Raw genomic sequence first — 15,331 nt, 5'->3', positions numbered from 1 at the left:
GGTTCGGCCGCCGTCAAAAGATTGAATCTCCTTACAGATAAAGGAAATTCGTGTATTAAGCGAACATGCTGAAAGGTCGCGAGCGTGGTGGAAATCCGTGGTCAGGCCGCGGCGCGGGGTGTGGGGTCCGGCGTGGTTTCCCGCTTTGCCTCGGCATTCGCGGCGGGCTGGCGCTGCGCGCGCAGGTGGCCGGAAATGCGCCCGAGCAGTTCGCCGGTGTGGATCGGCAGCGGCAGGCATTCCGACGCGCCCTCGGCCAGCAATGATTCGTGCACGTCGGGGTCGTGATCGGTGGTCAAGACGAGGATCGGCGCGGCGGTGCGCGACCGGAGCACGCGACACAACTCGGCCGCGGCCATGTCCTTCAACGCCCGGTCCAGCAGAATGATGTCGGGAACCAGACGGGACTGCGTCCGCAGCGCCTGCTCGCCGCTCGCGGTCTGCACCGCCAAATGGCCCGCCGCCGCGAGCACCAGCACCGTCATCTCCGCGACTGCCGGATTACTCTGTACCACCAGCACTTTCGCCGGTGCGCCCTGGTCGGTCCGATAGCTATGGTCGATCTGAAAATTGTTCATGATGTGCGGTCCTCCGCTGGCGGAATCCCCCGACCCCTGCCGTTATCCATCGAGCGAAACAATGGCCGAAGCGCCGCCCGAAGCGACCCATTTGCCCTTGTGTAACCGACGGACCACGACGCTAACCTGTCGCGTGATCGGATTGCCAGAGGATTGTGAGAATTAGCTAGCTGATAGCTGAACTCTTTTCGGGCCGGTCATTCACAGTTAACCTTCCGGTTACCCAGCGCCCGGCGGTCAGCACTGGCGGGTGAAGCGAACCTCCACCGAGGTGCCGTCGGCGATCGAGCGGTTGTAGGCGAGGTCGGAGCGGCCCTGGTTGTCGATGGCGACGGATTGGAAGTCGCCGAGTTCTCGATTGGCCCCGCAGGTCGAGCCGCCGGTGCAGATGGGTCCGAATTTCACCGGGGTGGGGTCGGCGGCGGTCAAGGGTGTGAAGCTCGCGCCGAAATCGGTGCTTTCCGAATAGGACTCGTACCAGGGTGTGTCGGCCGGGGTGGTGTCGGCGGTGGATTCGCTGGCGTTCCAATACAGGGAGATGGCGATCTTCGAGCCCTTCGCCGCCACCCAGGGGTAGACCGAGGTGCCCGCGGTGGTGAGGGTGCGCGGCGCCGACCAGGTGTCGCCCCAGTCGGTGGAGGTGGCGAGGCGGACGATGCTGCGCGTGTCGGTGACGTCCAGCCAGGTGGCGACGAGATTGCCACCACCGGCGTCGGCCACGGTTGGGAAGACGAGGGTGGTGTTGGCAGTGCCCGAGGGCTCGAGGGTTCGCACCGACCAGGTCAGCCCGTCGTCCAGTGAGCGGCTGAACTTCACACCGCCGTTCTGGGCGCTGAACACGACGCCGACGCGATCGGTGAACGCCGTGCCGCCGGGCGCGGCGATGATCGTTCCCGCCGCGCAGGTCAGACACCCCTCCTGATCGAGGATGGTCGCGGCGACGGTGGTCAGCGGGTAGAACAGGCCGTCCCCGAACGACCGCGACACCCCGATTCCGCTCGGCAGCTGGTGATAGGCGAGGTATACGGCGGTTCCCGAGTTCGCCAGCCACGGCCGATCCTGGATCGGCAACCCGGCCGCGGGGAGCGCGAGCCACGAATCGCCCTGATCCGACGACCTGGCCACGGTCGAGCTCCCGGCCCACAGATCGGCGAAGGCGAGATCGCCATTCGGCGCGACGGCCAGCGTCGCGTCACCCCCGCCGGGCAGCACCCCGCGCAGCCCGGGCGCGGTCGCCACCCAGGTCGCGCCGTCGTCGCGGGACCGGAAAAGGCTGCTGGGCGAGGAGATCCCACCAGAAAGCAGGCCGGTCGGTCCTTCTATATAGAGCGTTCCGTCCGGCGCGACATGCATTCCGGGCTCGAATGCCTTCTGTCCGACCACGATCGGCGCGAGAAACCCCGCCCCGGCCCGTGCGTGCGGTGCGGTAGCCACCATCGCGACGGCCACGACCGCCGCGAGCGCAACCGGCACGGCCCTCGTCCAAGAAATCCCCGTCCAAGAAATCCCCACAGCCGGTCGACCATTCCCGATCCGGAACATGCCGTTCCTTCCAGAGACGATGAGACAGAACATGACTGCCTCGGACCTTTACCACTCCGTCTACGTCGCCTCCGCGTGTCCGTTGCACGCCACGGAGTGTCCCCGCAAGACCCGCTGACACGAGAGCGACCGGCGACAACCCGCTCGCACAGGTGACCGCGCTCATCGAGCTAACCCGCAGGGAATGGTGTGACCTGGCGTGCAGCGACACTGACCTGACGTGCCGACTGCCTGGAAAGGGCTTTCCCGCAGCCACAATGGGCCCTATCGTCGCAGGTGGGATTCGATCAGGTGTCGTCATCGAGCTATCCGGTGGCATGTACTCGAAATCCCGGGGGCCGCCTGCCCTTTCGGCCCCGGAACGGTCACTTCTCCCAGCCATGGAAGCGGCCGAGCACGAGATCGCCCGACGACCGGCGGGAGTCCCCGATTCGCCTTGCCAATCCCGCCGGTCCGGCCGACCGAACCCGAAACCTCTAGGCCGGGCGCACCTCCCGTGCGCCCGGTGGTTCGATCGCTCGAACCGTTCCCTGGGCTGTCGCGCACAGCACCGGATCGCCCACGGCGGGGACCGCGTAGATCCGGCAGTCGCAGACGGCTTGGCGGCGGGTGGCGTCGACGACACGGGACACCGCGCGCAGCGCGATTCCGTCGGCCGGTCGCAGATAGGTGATGGTGAAACCACCGGTCAGGACATGCGGGCCCAAGACTGTGCCACCGGCGAAGGTGATGGTGTTGTCGGCGAGATAGGACAGCACTCCGCCGTGGACGTAGCCGAACTGCTGGCGCAGGTCGTCGCGGATCGTCACTTCCAGAACGGCGGCATCGGCGTCGAAGGCCGTGAGTTCCGCGCCGACCAGGACACTGAACGGTTGGGCGGCCAGCACGGCGCGGGCCTGCTCGAAAGTGGGGACGGTCGTTGTCACCGGGCAGCTCCGGATTCCTGGGCGAGGGAGGGCATTTGTCGGGCCGCGTGCCTGCGGACCTGATCGCGGTGAATTCGACTGCGCAGGAAGCGAACATAGCGGCTGTGCTGGCTTCTCGGCGTGGTATCCGGGACCAGGGCGGTCTCGGCGCGGTCGAGCGAGTCCTCCAAGGCCGCGTCGTGCAGCCAGCGCCATACCAGCGGCCAGGTGAGGCGGTCCTTTCCGCGAGTGCGCATGATCAGCTCGTGGGTCAGGCGGGTGTGCCTGGCGTCCAGGGCTTCCACGATGAATCCGTGCGTGCCATCGAAACCGGTCGGTCGATGGAACCGGAATTTCACCTCGTGCCCGGGGACGTATTTGACGCAGGTGTAGCGGATCGGTCCGTGTCCGCCGACCGCGCCGACTCCCAGCGGACGATCGAATCGCATTGCGGGCCATTGCTGGATCGGCCACAGCCGGTCGTCCTCGGTCGCCAGCGTGTCGAGCAGGCGGCCCACCGCCTCCGCGTCGGCTGCGATCACTCGGCTGTGCATGTTGCTCACCATGACCTGGACCTTTCATTTAGCGAGTGCTCTCTAAAACCAATTAGAGGGTAATCTCTAAAACGTGTCAAGGAAACCTACGCACACCGCCGACTCGCTGCTGGACGCCGCCGCCGAGCTGGCCGCGACCCAGGGCGCGGCGGCGGTCACCATGAGCGCGGTCGCGGCGGCGGTGGGCGCGCCGAGTGGCTCGGTCTACCACCGCTTTCCGGACCGGGCGGCCTTGCTGGCGGGCCTGTGGCTGCGCACGATCGATCGATTCCAGAGCGGGTTTCTCGAGGCTCTGTGGATCGATCCTCCGCAGCAGGCCGCGAGGGCCGCCGCGCGGCACGTGATCGATTGGGCGCGAACGCATCCGACGGAGGTCGCGGTGCTGCTCGCGGGCCCGGCGGCCTTCGGATCCGCGCAGTGGAGCGCCGAATCGGCTCAGGTGGCCGCGAAGCAGCAGGCCCGAATCGACGACGCCGTCGGGGAGCTCGGGGATCGGCTGGGTTTCCGCAGTCGGGTCGAGCGGGAACGGTTGGCGCTGCTGATCATCGAACTGCCGTACGCGGCCGTGCGGCGCTGTGCGCGCAAGTCCGGCGCCGAACTGAGTGACGCGGCCGAGGCCGTCGACCGGATCGTGCGCGACGCACTCGGGGTTAGCTAGCGGCTCGAATCGTGTTGGGGCCAGACACGATTCCATCGTCGCAACATGGCGGGATAGACGATCGCCTGGCGGAACGGTTCGATGCCAGCCATGTACAGGCGGCCGAGCAGACCGTTCGGCTTGACCAGGACCGCCATGCGCAGTTCGTAACCGTCGGAGGTCGAGACCCAGCCGAAGTGGGCCACCCCGTGCACGGTCTTGTTCGCCAGCTCGAGCGCCGCCTCGTCGGGGAGCTCATAGAGCGTGGTGAACGGGCTGTTCGGGACCGCGGACCCGGTCGACTCCTGCCGCAGGTCATCGGGTAGTCGGTCGGCCAGTGACTCGACTCGATTCCCGAGGCCCTCGCCGGGGTCGTCCCAGCCCAGCAGCGCGCCGAGTCGCCAGCGCACGGCGAACAGGAATCGAACCACCGGGGAGGTGCCCGAGGGGCCGTCGTCCGAGCGGAAGGCCGCCAGAATCCGTGGGAAGTCGTCCGGTCCGCCGCCCGGCGCGCGAAAGGCCCAGACGTCCTGCACGTGGAAGTCGGGCGCGAGGTCATGGATGCGCCAAGGCTTTTCGGTGAATGCGGTGCGGGGGAGTCGATTGGACATGACACCGTCCTCTGCAAGTTATACGGTTGCGTATAATCAGAGGTTAGATCTGTTATACGGCTCCGTACAACGCTGAAGTGAGGTGGATCACCGGATGGGCGCGCTGCGCACACCACGCGAGAGTTGGGTCGAGGCCGGACTGCGGGCCCTGGCCACCGGGGGCGTCGATGCGGTGCGGGTCGAGACGCTCGCCAAGGCACTCGGCGTGACGAAGGGCGGCTTCTACGGCTACTTCGCCGACCGCGACGCGCTGCTGACCGCCATGTTGGAAACGTGGGAGCGCGAGGCCGTCGACAACGTGCTCGACGAGGTCGCGCACGCCGAGGGCAGCGTGCTCGACAAGGCTCGGCTGGCCGGTCATCTCACCTTCTCCAGCGACCGATTGCTCCCCATCGACCTGGCCGTTCGCGATTGGGCCCGCCGCGACCCCGCCGTCGCCGAACGCCTACGCCGCGTGGACAACCGACGCATGGACCTGCTCCGTGAGGCGATCGGCACCGTCTGCTCGGACCCGGACGAAATCGAGGCCCGCAGCCTGCTCGCCTTCTGTGCCGCCATCGGCAGCCACTTCCTCGCCGCCGACCATCGGGGCCGCACCCGCGAAGAGGTCATCGCCCGGGCGGGCGACCTGATCTTGAATCGGTCGGCGGGGGAGCGCCCCTGACACGGAGCCTACGAGGCGGTGCCCGGCGACACCGATTCCGGCTATTGTGGCGCAATTCGCGGGAGATTGGCGCGATCGGTCCCGTGAGATCCCGGGATGCGCCACGGGGGATCGTGCAGAATGCCGAGCGTCCACTAGTTCCCGAATTCGAGAGCCTGCCAGCGGATTCGAGGCGCGGAGGGGCAGTCGGCGTTGTCGGGGCCGCCAAGGGCGGCGAGATGAGGGGTGACAAGGCATGCTGAGCACGGCGCAACTGCGGGCGATGCTGGCGGTATCGCATCCCGACGCGGAGGTCGGTGGTGTTGGCGCGGTGGATGATTCGCCCATCGAGCGGGCGGAACTGTCGGCGATCCTGCACGCGATGCTCGGCGATACCATGCGGCGCTCGGTCATCGAGGCCCCGCTCGGGCACTGCCGGTCCTCCTGGTCCTCGGCCATCGACGCGGCGGGTGCGGCCTTGGCCGAGTGCGGCGCTCCGGCCTCGGAACAGGCTCAGTTCGACGCGAATTGGCTGGGCCAGCGGATCGCAATGCTGTCCGCCGTGGAGGTCCCCGCGGCCTCGCGCGCCCTGCTGACCGCGGCCTCACACGCCGTCGAGGCCGCCAGCGTCCTGCTGGCGATCGCACGCGATCCGTCGGCCAACGGCGCGCGAGACAGCTGGCCGACGGCCATCAACGACCTCGCCTACGCCTTCCATTTGGCCAACGACGAACTCGGCGACCTCACCCAGCCGATTCGCTGAGCGCCCGAGTCACTCGTCGATCAGTTCGCCGTTGCGCAGGATCAGGCGATGGTCGGCGGCGAGCGCTTCACCCGGAGCGTGGGTGGCGTACACCACGGCGACTCCGGCGTCGGCGGTTTCGCGGAGGATCCGTGAAATACCTTCTTGCGCTTCGATATCCAAGCCGGTCGTGGGTTCGTCGAGTAGGAGCAGATCCGATTCCTGGGCCAGGGCCCGGGCCAGCAGGGCGCGTTGCCGCTGACCCCCGGACAGGTCGGTGAGTCGACGCCGGGCGAGCTCGCGGATTCCGAGGCGATCCATGCAGTCGTCCATCACCGCGCGGTCCGCGCGGGTCAACCTGCGCCACGGTCCGCGATGTGCCCACCGGCCCATCGCGACCGTCTCGCGCACGGTGATCGGCAGTGTCGCCGGGACGGCGCTGTGTTGCACCACGAGCGCCGGGCGCTGTCGCGCCGCGCGCACGACCGTTCCCGACAGTGGCGCGATCACACCCGCCAGCACGCCGAGCAGCGTCGACTTTCCAGATCCGTTGTGCCCGAGGATCGTTGTCACCTGCCCGGCGGGTATCTCGGCCGTGACCTCGGTCAAGACCGCTCGGCCCCGATACCCGGCCGACAGTCCGTCGATGCGCACCGCGGTCGTTCGCTGAACGTTCACCACACCACCTATTTGTCTTGAAAATCATTTTCATATTAGTGTGCCGTGCCATGGAATGGCTGATCGCCCCGTTCGAGATCGGGTTCGTGCAGAGAGCGCTGTGGGGTGGCCTGCTCGTGTCGGGGGTCTGCGCACTGGCCGGGACGTGGGTCGTGGTGCGCGGCATGGCTTTTCTCGGCGAGGCCATGGCGCACGGGTTGCTGCCCGGTGTGGCGGTGGCCGCGCTGGTCGGCGGGAATCCGGTGGTGGGTGCGGCGTTCAGCGCCGCGGCGATAGCGGCGGGGGTCACGGCGTTGGGGCGCGGGTCCCGGTTCGCGGCCGATACCGCCATTGGACTGTTGTTCGCGGGGATGCTGTCGCTGGGTGTGATCATCGTGTCGCGCTCGCAGTCCTTCGCGGTCGACGTAACCGGCATGCTGTTCGGTGACGTGCTGGCGATCAGGGATCGAGATCTGGTGTATCTTGCTGTGGCGCTGGGTATTTCGTTGATCGTCACGGTGCTCGGGCATCGCGCGTTCGTGGCGCTGGCCTTCGATTCGCGCACCGCGCACACCCTCGGGCTGCGTCCGCGGTGGGCGCACGCGGTGCTGCTGGGCTTGCTGACCCTCGCCATCGTCGCGTCCTTCCAGGTGGTGGGTACGCTGCTGGTGTTCGGCCTGCTCATCGCCCCGCCCGCGGCGGCCACCTATTGGTCGGATCGCATTCCGGTGATCATGGGCCTCGCGGCGGTGTTCGGTGGATTCGCCACTGTCGCAGGGCTATTGGTGTCCTGGCATGCCGGTACGGCCGCGGGGGCGAGCATAGCGGCGGTGGCGGTCGGGGTGTTCTTCGTCTCCGCGCTGGCCTCCCGGATTCGAATGCGACTGTCGGGGACCCGGATGAATCCGTCCGCGCTGCTGCTCGTGCTGGGGTTGGCGCTGCCGCTGGCCGGATGTGAATCGGCCGCCGAAGAGACTCGCGCCGAGGACAAGCCGCACGGCTACGTGGAGGGTGCGCAGGAAACCGATTCCGCGCAACCACGTTTGGTCGTGGTCGACCCCACCGGTGGAATCCGAACGATCGACCTGCTCACCGAACAGATCGCTGACGGCGGCCGCCTGCCGGGCGCGACACGGATCGCCGGAGACGACCGCTACGCCTATCCGAGCGGGCCCGAGGGGCTGCGGATCGTCGACGGTGGTGGCTGGACGGTCGATCACGGCGACCATGTGCACTATTACCGGGCGGCCGTCCGCGATCTGGGTGGCCTGCCGCGCGGTGAAGTTGTTGCCGTACACAGTGATTCGATGAGCACGGTCATGATCACCGGCCCGCCGACCGCGCCCGAAACGGTGCTGTTGGACCGTCACGCACAAGAGTCGGGCACGGTCACCGAGCGTGGCGTGCTGAGCGGACTGGCTGTTCCGCTCGCCGAACACCTCATCGTCGTTTCCACGGATGGCAGGGGCGAGATTCGGGATCGGGACGGTCCGGCCGCGACGGCGCTCACCGAATCGTGTCCGCGGCCGCAAGGTACCGCGGTCACCCGACGCGGTGTCGTCTTCGGTTGCGCGGACGGCGCTGTGGTCGTTGCCGCCGCGGCGGACGGTTTCACCGCCACGAAGATTCCCTATCCGGACGCGGTCCCCGCAGCCGAACGCGCCACCGACTTCGCGCACCGCAAGGGCAGCACGACCCTTGTCGCCCGCGCCGGGGAGCGTGGTGTGTGGGTTCTCGACATCGTCTCCCGCACTTGGCGTCTCGTCGAAACCGGTCCGGTGGCCGCGGCCAATACCGCGGGTGAGAGCAGCGCGCTGCTGGTGTTGACCCGCGACGGTGTCCTGCACGCCCATGACCTCACTACCGGCGCGGTGACCGCGCACACGCGGGTGCTCGCCGAACCTCTCACGGGCGCGACCCTCCCGGTCATCGAAATCGACACCGCCCGTGCCTATATCAACGACTCCTCCGGCCACGCCGTGCACGAGATCGACTATCGCGACAATCTGCGTCGCGCACGGACTTTCGCCCTCGATTTCGCTCCCGAGCACATGGTGGAGACCGGCCGATGAGATCCGCACTGCGCACCCTGCTGCCCGTTCTGCTCGCGCTGCTGCTGGTACCGAGCTGCTCGACGAGGGACACCGGTCGGATCGAGATCGTGGTGACGACCAATATTCTCGGCGACATCACCCGGGCGATCGTCGGTGACGCCGCCGCCGTCACGATCCTCATGCCGCCCGGGGCCGACCCGCACCAATTCGCGATCTCCGCGCAGCAGGCCGCCCGGCTCGACCGTGCCGCACTGGTCGTCCACAACGGTCTCGGCCTGGAAGAGGGCATCCAACGCCATGTCCTCGCCGCCGACAGCGCGGGCACGCCCACACTGTCGGTGGGTGAGCAGATCGAGCCGCTGCGCTATCGCGACAGTGACCGCCCCGATCCGCACTTCTGGACCGACCCGGCGCGAGTGCGCCGCGCGGTCGAGGTGATCAGCGACCGGATTCGTGCCCTGGATGGCGTCGATGCCGCCGCGGTCCGGACCGGCACCGACAACTATCTCGCGGAACTGGACCGGCTCGACGGGTGGATGAGCGCCCGCTTTGCCGGGCTGCCGCCCGAGAATCGGCGGCTGGTCACCAACCATCACGTATTCGGTTATCTCGCACAGCGATTCGGCCTCACCGTCGTCGGCACGATCATTCCCGGCGGCACCGCCCTGGCCTCGCCGAGCGCCTCGGATCTGGCCGATCTCGCAGCGACGGTCCGCGCCACCGGGGTGCGCACCGTGTTCGCCGACTCCTCGCAGCCCGACCGGCTGGCTCGCGTGCTGGCCGCACAGGCGGGCGTGCACATCGAAGTCGTGGCGCTGCACACCGAATCCCTCACCGGCCCGGACGGGGGCGCGCCCACCTACCTCGCCATGATGCGCGCCAATACCGACTCGATAGTCGACGGCTTGACCCCGCACTGAAACCACTGAAACCACTGAAACAAGGAGCAATCCATGCCAATTCGCGCCCGAGCTGTGTCCGCGGCCGCCCTGACCGGTCTGGTGACCTCGGCAATCGCCCTCGGCGGCTGTGCCACCGAGAACAAGCCGAAGCGATCGGAGATCGCCGATCCGGTCGTTGTCACCTACGCCGGAGGCATCTACGTCCTCGACGGCAAGACCCTGAACGTCGCGGCCGATGTGAAGCTAGACGGCTTCAATCGGGTGAATCCGTCCGGCGATGACAGCCACATGCTCGTCTCCACGAAAAGCGGATTCCGGGTTCTCGACGCGGTCCATGGCGAGTTCACCGATATCGAGTTCCCCGGCGCGAAGCCGGGCCATGTGGTTCGGCACGCCGGACGCACCGTCCTGTTCGCCGATGGCACCGGCGAAGTCACCAGCTTCGACCCCCGCGATCTGAAGCACGGCAAACCCGACACCACGGTCTACAAGACGGCCGCGCCCCACCACGGTGTGGCCATCGAACTCGCCGACGGCCGACTCGTCACGACCCTGGGCACCGAGGAAAAGCGCACGGGCATCGTCGTTCTCGACAAGGACCGCAAGGAGATCGCCCGGAACGAGGATTGCCCCGGGGTCCACGGCGAATCCACCGCCGCCGGTGAGGCCATTGTGATCGGCTGCCAGAACGGCGCTTTGATCTACCGCGACGGCGTCATCACGAAGGTCACCAGCCCCACCCCGTACGGCCGCATCGGCAATCAGGCCGGAACGGACGTCTCGCCCATCGCCTTCGGCGATTACAAGCAGGACAAGGACGCCGAACTCGAACGCCCCCAACAGATTTCCCTGATCGACACCCGCGATGCCAGCCTGCGCCTGGTCCCGCTGGGCACCAGCTACAGCTTCCGCTCCCTGGCCCGCGGCCCACAGGGCGAGGCCCTGCTGCTCGGTACCGACGGGCGCATGCGCGTGATCGATCCGACGACGGCGGCCGTCACGCGCAGCTTCGAGGTCGTCCGGCCGTGGGAAGAGCCGCTCGACTGGCAGCAGCCGCGTCCGGCGGTCTTCGCTCGTGGCATCGACGTCTACGTCAGTGAGCCCGCCACCAGGCAGTTGCACCGCGTCGATCTCGCCGCGGGCACGATCACCGCATCGGTCACCCTCGACGCCGCACCCAATGAACTCAGCGGCATTGTCGCCCAGGCACACTGACGCGGTCGGCGAGCCAGCGGGAATTTCCGACGTTCGCCACCGAACGGTGTGAACGCGGCACGGTGTCTCAAGCCAGTTGAACGGTGGCGGTGGCGCGGCCGAAGATGCGGCGTCCGGCGTGTTCGGCGGTGAGGGCGGTGACGGCGGTCCGGGTGGCGGGGTCCATCGATTTCACCTTGCCGGTGAAGCGGATTCGGCCCGCCTCGTGCTCGCTGACGTGAACCGGGCTGGTCATGCGGGCGCTGAGGCCGCGGAGCGCGCCCGGGTCGCCCAGCCACGCGGTGACGAAGGCGGCGGCCAGGCCCAGGGTGAGCATGCCGTGCGCGACCACGGTGTCGAATCCGAACTGTGCGGCGGCGGCGCGGTCCCAGTGGATGGGGTTGGTGTCGCCGGAGACTCCGGCGTAGTTGACCAGGTCTCCGGTGGTGAGACTGACGGTGTGGGGAGGCAGCTCCCGGCCGACGGAGATCTCGTCGAATCGCCTGGCGTGCGCGGCCGGTGGGCGGGGTTCGGTCCGGAGTTCCGAGATCATGGCGTGGGAGGGAAGCGGCGTCGGCCCGGAGGCCATGGCGGCGCGCGGTGAGATCGCTTGCCCCCGTGTGGGATCGCGGTGCTCGGCGTCCGTTCTTCGAGGTCGGGCCACGTAGCTGGTGTAGGTCTCGAGAACCAGTCGCTGCCGATGATCGGAGAGCAGGGTTCTGGTGGTCAGCAAGTCACCGCCGAAGGCTCGCCGCCACGAGTGCAGGTACGCCTCACAGACCAAGCGGTCTCCAGCGGTGATCGGTCGGTGAAACTCGATCACCTGATCGGTCTGCACCACCTCGTCGAGACCGTAATCGAGAGCCAGCGTCTCGAACAGCCGTGCCTGCGCGTGGATCGCGATGACCGACGCGAAGGTCGGCGTCGCGATCAGGCCGGAATAACCGAAATCCCGAGCGACCCGCTGATCCCAGTGCACCGGATGAAAATCCTGCACCGCCCGCGCGTACTCCCGGATCTTCTCGCGATTCACCACATACCCGTCGTCGAGGCGACACCCCCACCCGACCATGGCCTGCGCGTGCGCCGCGCGATCCAATCCCACTGCCGCGTCAACCGTTTCAGGGAGCGAAGTCATGCCGAGACGCTATCGCGGAGAGTCGCTGCGTGATAGCGATTTCGGCCAACAAATGATCCATCGTCCTAGACGTCCGGCGGCAAAAACTCTGTCGCCTGCACCGATGTGCCCATATCCGATGGTTAGCCAGCAGATGACCCCTCGGTCGTGACTCTGGCGTCGAGGCCGATCGCTTCCACGAGTCCGTCCACCGCGGCCAGTGACGACCACGGATCGCAGTAGGTCAGCCCGGGATATCGGGTCGACCAGGCGACGAAGTGGGCTTGCTCCGGTGACCAGCGAACCTGAATCGACGCCAGCAAATCTTCTTCGAAATGATTGCTCCGCAAGCTATTTCCTCGGCCCATCCTCGATCGAGTTGGTCAAATCCTTGTCGTGCATCGCACAGAACCCTTCGCGTGGAACGGAAGTGTGAGACCCACCGGGGACCGGGGCGGATGAGCGGGCCGAGCGCTGCGTCGAAAATGCCGCGTCGGTTGCCAGAATTATAGCCTCGGCACCGACCGCCGTAACCATCTCGGCGCGATCGGGCGGTCCTGCCGATCAGGGGATGGCTGCGTCAGATCCGCAGTCCCGCTTCGACGATCGCGCTGGCGATGGCGTGCAAACGGGCCTGCTTGTTGCGCGCGTAGCGTCGGATGAGCACGAACGCCTCGTCGGGGCCGATGCCGTGCACATTGGCGATGATGCCCTTGGCCTGTTCGATCACGATGCGCGACTTCAGCGCGTAATCCAGTTGTTCGGTCAGCTGCTGCATTTGCCGTCGCTTATCGGCATTGACCGCGTATCCGGTGGCCATATCGGCCAGCACGCGCGCGGCCTCCATCTCGTCGGTCGTCCAGTCGCGGCGCCGCGAATCGTAGAGATTGGTGACACCGACCTTGTGCTCGCCCACCATCATCGGGACACCGGCGGCGGCCACGATCGAATGCTGCGCCGCCGCGGCGCAGTACTGCGGCCATTCCCCGGCATGCGACGACAGATCGGCCACGATGACCGGCTGTCCGCGTTCGAACGCCTCGGCGCACGGGCCCTCGCCCGTTCGTTCCTGGGTGCGTTCGATCTCGGCGATCTGTTCGTTCGGGGCGGTAATGAACTTCAGCCCGTCCTCCGACTCGAGCGACACCCCCGCGCCCGCCAATCCGAGCACCCGGGTCAACCCGTCCACCAGCTCGTCCAACGCGCTCGGCACGTCGTACTCGGTCGGCAACAGCCGCGCGAACCGCGCCAACGCCTTCAACAGGGCCGCACTGTCGTAAGCCATCACCACACCCCTTCCGGGTCGGGGACTTCGGCCGCACTCCTATGCGGATGCCATAACACCGATGGGGCGATCACAAACGTCTAAGCCTGCGCCGTGGTCAGCCGTTGGCCGGGTCCTTGCGGGTGGGTCGGCTGACCGGCAGTGGATTCCCGGTCTCGAGCAGGGATTTCAGGTCGCTGAGCAGGAACGGGTAGCCGCCGCCGAAGCCCTCGGGTTCCAGATCGCCGGAAATGATGATGGAGGTGAGGGGCGCTCCGGTCACATCGTGCACGATGGTGAGCGCGCAGGTGTCGTCGCCGCGATCACGAATCTCGTACCGCAACAAGGTTTCCGGTTCCGCCGCGAGTGTGTCGTCGTTGTGCAGGCGCATGCGCACGCCCAGCAGGGACGGTGGGTCGTAGTCGGTGACGGTGCCGGTGATGAGGACCTCGGCCCGCTCGCCGTCGGCGGCCAGGTGCAGCGGCGTCGGCGCGAACACGGTGAACGCACCGCCGACCCGGGGCTCGATCACGCTGCGCCCGCCGAATCCGTAGCGCACCGTCCATTCCGGTTCGGTGATGGCCGTCCAGATCCGCGCGGCCGGTGCGGCGATGATCACCCGATGGATCTGCGTGGTTTCCGGGCGCGCGCGGCGCAGGACATCGTCGAGGCTCACGATTCCAGGTCCTTCTTCAACTCGGCCAGCGCGGCGATCGGTCGCTCGGTGTACTTGTCGATCCAGCGATCGTGAATCAGCCTGATGGGCACCGGATTCAGATAGTGCAATGTCTTGCGCCCGCTGCGCACCGCGGTGACCAACCCCGCCTCTTCGAGCTGCCGCAGATGCTTGCTGACGCCGAATCGTGTCATCTCCAGGCCGGATTCGAGTTCGGTCAGGGTTTGACCGTCCTTGGCGAACAGTGCGTCGAGCAGGTGCCGCCGGGTGCGATCGGCCAGGGCCTTGAACACCGCGTCGTCGTCCACGCCCCCAACTCTATACGAGACCGGATGGTCACATGACCATTGACATGTGACCATTTGGTCACCTATTGTCGCCGCATGAATCGATACATCGTCCTGTACTACGCACCGCTGTCGGTCGCCGAACGCTTCGCCCAGGCCACACCCGAGCAGGCCGCCGCGGGCCTGCGCCTGTGGACCGAATGGAGCGACCGCATCGGCACCGGACTCCTCGACCCGGGCAAGCCGCTCGGCAACGCCCGCCGAGTGACACCCACCCGGATCAGCGAGACGGACAGCGAAATCATCGGAATGTCCATCCTGCAAGCGGATTCGATGGCTCGAGCCTTGGACATGGTCCGAGACCACCATCACCTGCACTGGGCCGAAGACTGCGAGATTGTGGTCCTCGAGGAACAACCCATTCCCGAACTGCGGCAATGAGATCGGCCGAGATCAGGCGCGCTCGGTGTTGTTGCGGTTCAGATGGATTTGGATGCTCGGCGGAGGGCATCGAGCGTGGTCTCGGGAGATGTGTTGAAGCAGTAGCGAATTCCCGGGGCAGCCTCGGTGAGGACGTTGATGATGCGCTCGAACAGCAGGGTGTGGTCGGGAAAGGCGCGTATCGCACCGCCGATCATGACGAGGTCGAAACGCTGGTTCGCCAGCAGCGCTCGTATCTCGGACTCGGCATCGTCGGGGGATGCATCGACAAGCAGCGGGGTGACGTCGAATTCGGTGTCCCGCAGGGCGTTGTTCGCCGCGTCGACTCGGGCTGTCAGCTCCACCTCGTCGAGGTCGGGGCGACGGTCGTAGTCCATGGCTCGTGGGTGCAGGCCAATGGTCAGTGCCCGGGGACGCGCGACTGATTCGGACATGGTTCTCCTTTGCGGAGCGCGGATCCCGGACGGTCGCATGCAACGATGGAGGTCCGGTTCGGCAAGATAGCTTTGGTTGCAAAGGTAATTTGG

The 15,331-nt window shown here is 67.1% G+C and carries 19 protein-coding genes; 7 read left to right on the top strand and 12 right to left on the bottom strand.

The annotated features are described in order from the left end of the window. Positions 1-101: 101 nt before the first annotated feature. The 4 genes from VMT40_RS29795 to VMT40_RS29780 all read right to left on the bottom strand — a co-directional run bounded on the left by VMT40_RS29795 (position 102) and on the right by VMT40_RS29780 (position 3,591). A complete protein-coding gene (locus tag VMT40_RS29795) occupies positions 102-578 on the bottom strand; it encodes a response regulator transcription factor (protein WP_326362321.1) in 477 nt (158 codons plus the stop codon). Between the two features lie 237 nt (positions 579-815). Next, complete coding sequence (locus tag VMT40_RS29790) at positions 816-2,051, bottom strand: sialidase family protein (RefSeq protein WP_326362320.1); 1,236 nt, start codon at positions 2,049-2,051, stop codon at positions 816-818. A 545-nt stretch (positions 2,052-2,596) separates the two neighbouring features. Further along, positions 2,597-3,046: a PaaI family thioesterase gene (locus VMT40_RS29785; protein ID WP_326362319.1), complete on the bottom strand. Its 450-nt coding sequence runs from the start codon at positions 3,044-3,046 to the stop codon at positions 2,597-2,599. Further along, a complete protein-coding gene (locus tag VMT40_RS29780; RefSeq protein WP_326362317.1) occupies positions 3,043-3,591 on the bottom strand; it encodes an SRPBCC family protein in 549 nt (182 codons plus the stop codon). The genes VMT40_RS29785 and VMT40_RS29780 overlap by 4 nt, the downstream gene beginning before the upstream one ends. Positions 3,592-3,652: 61 nt before the next feature. On the opposite strand from VMT40_RS29780, the gene VMT40_RS29775 reads away from it, so the two are divergent. After that, complete coding sequence (locus VMT40_RS29775; protein ID WP_326362316.1) at positions 3,653-4,237, top strand: TetR/AcrR family transcriptional regulator; 585 nt, start codon at positions 3,653-3,655, stop codon at positions 4,235-4,237. Here the strand turns inward: VMT40_RS29775 and VMT40_RS29770 are convergent. Further along, positions 4,234-4,827 carry a DUF2867 domain-containing protein gene (locus VMT40_RS29770; RefSeq protein WP_326362315.1) on the bottom strand — a complete coding sequence of 198 codons (594 nt, stop codon included), beginning with the start codon at positions 4,825-4,827 and terminating at the stop codon, positions 4,234-4,236. The genes VMT40_RS29775 and VMT40_RS29770 overlap by 4 nt on opposite strands. Positions 4,828-4,921: 94 nt before the next feature. On the opposite strand from VMT40_RS29770, the gene VMT40_RS29765 reads away from it, so the two are divergent. Further along, complete coding sequence (locus VMT40_RS29765; RefSeq protein ID WP_326362314.1) at positions 4,922-5,491, top strand: TetR/AcrR family transcriptional regulator; 570 nt, start codon at positions 4,922-4,924, stop codon at positions 5,489-5,491. Between the two features lie 235 nt (positions 5,492-5,726). Then, positions 5,727-6,233, top strand: coding sequence for a hypothetical protein (locus VMT40_RS29760; RefSeq protein ID WP_326362313.1), 507 nt, complete (start codon positions 5,727-5,729; stop codon positions 6,231-6,233). A gap of 9 nt (positions 6,234-6,242) precedes the next feature. Here VMT40_RS29760 and aztA read toward each other — a convergent pair whose 3' ends face one another. After that, positions 6,243-6,890 (bottom strand): zinc ABC transporter ATP-binding protein AztA, encoded by a 648-nt coding sequence (gene aztA / locus VMT40_RS29755; RefSeq protein WP_326362312.1) that lies wholly within the window; start codon positions 6,888-6,890, stop codon positions 6,243-6,245. Positions 6,891-6,940: 50 nt separating this feature from the next. Between aztA and aztB the strand changes: the two genes are divergently transcribed. Genes aztB through aztD form a run of 3 tightly spaced genes read left to right on the top strand, consistent with a single transcriptional unit; the run spans position 6,941 to position 11,040 of the window. After that, the gene (aztB, locus tag VMT40_RS29750; protein WP_326362311.1) at positions 6,941-8,941 is read left to right on the top strand and encodes a zinc ABC transporter permease AztB; all 2,001 of its coding nucleotides are present in this window, start codon (positions 6,941-6,943) and stop codon (positions 8,939-8,941) included. After that, complete coding sequence (gene aztC, locus VMT40_RS29745) at positions 8,938-9,843, top strand: zinc ABC transporter substrate-binding protein AztC (RefSeq protein ID WP_326362310.1); 906 nt, start codon at positions 8,938-8,940, stop codon at positions 9,841-9,843. The genes aztB and aztC overlap by 4 nt, the downstream gene beginning before the upstream one ends. A 33-nt stretch (positions 9,844-9,876) precedes the next feature. Further along, positions 9,877-11,040: a zinc metallochaperone AztD gene (gene aztD, locus VMT40_RS29740; protein ID WP_326362308.1), complete on the top strand. Its 1,164-nt coding sequence runs from the start codon at positions 9,877-9,879 to the stop codon at positions 11,038-11,040. Positions 11,041-11,107: 67 nt separating this feature from the next. Here the strand turns inward: aztD and VMT40_RS29735 are convergent, their stop codons facing one another. From VMT40_RS29735 to VMT40_RS29715, 5 genes are all read right to left on the bottom strand, one after another. Next, positions 11,108-12,157: a fused (3R)-hydroxyacyl-ACP dehydratase subunits HadA/HadB gene (locus VMT40_RS29735; protein WP_326362307.1), complete on the bottom strand. Its 1,050-nt coding sequence runs from the start codon at positions 12,155-12,157 to the stop codon at positions 11,108-11,110. A gap of 122 nt (positions 12,158-12,279) precedes the next feature. Continuing rightward, positions 12,280-12,486 (bottom strand): hypothetical protein, encoded by a 207-nt coding sequence (locus VMT40_RS29730; RefSeq protein ID WP_326362305.1) that lies wholly within the window; start codon positions 12,484-12,486, stop codon positions 12,280-12,282. A gap of 230 nt (positions 12,487-12,716) precedes the next feature. Beyond that, complete coding sequence (locus VMT40_RS29725) at positions 12,717-13,421, bottom strand: GAF and ANTAR domain-containing protein (RefSeq protein ID WP_326362304.1); 705 nt, start codon at positions 13,419-13,421, stop codon at positions 12,717-12,719. Positions 13,422-13,518: 97 nt separating this feature from the next. Further along, positions 13,519-14,076: an SRPBCC domain-containing protein gene (locus VMT40_RS29720; protein WP_326362302.1), complete on the bottom strand. Its 558-nt coding sequence runs from the start codon at positions 14,074-14,076 to the stop codon at positions 13,519-13,521. Beyond that, on the bottom strand, positions 14,073-14,384 hold the full coding sequence (locus tag VMT40_RS29715; RefSeq protein ID WP_326362300.1) for an ArsR/SmtB family transcription factor: 312 nt from the start codon (positions 14,382-14,384) through the stop codon (positions 14,073-14,075). Before VMT40_RS29715 ends, VMT40_RS29720 begins: the two co-directional genes overlap by 4 nt. A 75-nt stretch (positions 14,385-14,459) precedes the next feature. On the opposite strand from VMT40_RS29715, the gene VMT40_RS29710 reads away from it, so the two are divergent. Continuing rightward, positions 14,460-14,804: a hypothetical protein gene (locus VMT40_RS29710; RefSeq protein WP_326362298.1), complete on the top strand. Its 345-nt coding sequence runs from the start codon at positions 14,460-14,462 to the stop codon at positions 14,802-14,804. Between the two features lie 38 nt (positions 14,805-14,842). Here the strand turns inward: VMT40_RS29710 and VMT40_RS29705 are convergent, their stop codons facing one another. Further along, the gene (locus tag VMT40_RS29705) at positions 14,843-15,238 is read right to left on the bottom strand and encodes a hypothetical protein (protein ID WP_326362296.1); all 396 of its coding nucleotides are present in this window, start codon (positions 15,236-15,238) and stop codon (positions 14,843-14,845) included. Between the last annotated feature and the right edge of the window lie 93 nt (positions 15,239-15,331).

Source organism: Nocardia sp. CDC160 (genome assembly GCF_035818795.1).
In the GTDB taxonomy this organism is placed as follows: Bacteria; Actinomycetota; Actinomycetes; order Mycobacteriales; family Mycobacteriaceae; genus Nocardia.
This window is presented reverse-complemented; position numbering and strand designations above follow the sequence as displayed.

Bases quoted from the DNA above. Each gene is read 5' to 3' on its own strand.
- VMT40_RS29710 (WP_326362298.1), top strand. From the start codon at position 14,460: ATGAATCGATACATCGTCCTGTACTACGCACCGCTGTCGGTCGCCGAA.
- VMT40_RS29780 (WP_326362317.1), bottom strand. From the start codon at position 3,591: ATGGTGAGCAACATGCACAGCCGAGTGATCGCAGCCGACGCGGAGGCG.
- VMT40_RS29765 (WP_326362314.1), top strand. From the start codon at position 4,922: ATGGGCGCGCTGCGCACACCACGCGAGAGTTGGGTCGAGGCCGGACTG.
- VMT40_RS29705 (WP_326362296.1), bottom strand. From the start codon at position 15,238: ATGTCCGAATCAGTCGCGCGTCCCCGGGCACTGACCATTGGCCTGCAC.
- aztB (WP_326362311.1), top strand. From the start codon at position 6,941: ATGGAATGGCTGATCGCCCCGTTCGAGATCGGGTTCGTGCAGAGAGCG.
- VMT40_RS29725 (WP_326362304.1), bottom strand. From the start codon at position 13,421: ATGGCTTACGACAGTGCGGCCCTGTTGAAGGCGTTGGCGCGGTTCGCG.
- aztD (WP_326362308.1), top strand. From the start codon at position 9,877: ATGCCAATTCGCGCCCGAGCTGTGTCCGCGGCCGCCCTGACCGGTCTG.
- VMT40_RS29770 (WP_326362315.1), bottom strand. From the start codon at position 4,827: ATGTCCAATCGACTCCCCCGCACCGCATTCACCGAAAAGCCTTGGCGC.
- aztC (WP_326362310.1), top strand. From the start codon at position 8,938: ATGAGATCCGCACTGCGCACCCTGCTGCCCGTTCTGCTCGCGCTGCTG.
- VMT40_RS29735 (WP_326362307.1), bottom strand. From the start codon at position 12,157: ATGACTTCGCTCCCTGAAACGGTTGACGCGGCAGTGGGATTGGATCGC.
- VMT40_RS29795 (WP_326362321.1), bottom strand. From the start codon at position 578: ATGAACAATTTTCAGATCGACCATAGCTATCGGACCGACCAGGGCGCA.
- VMT40_RS29760 (WP_326362313.1), top strand. From the start codon at position 5,727: ATGCTGAGCACGGCGCAACTGCGGGCGATGCTGGCGGTATCGCATCCC.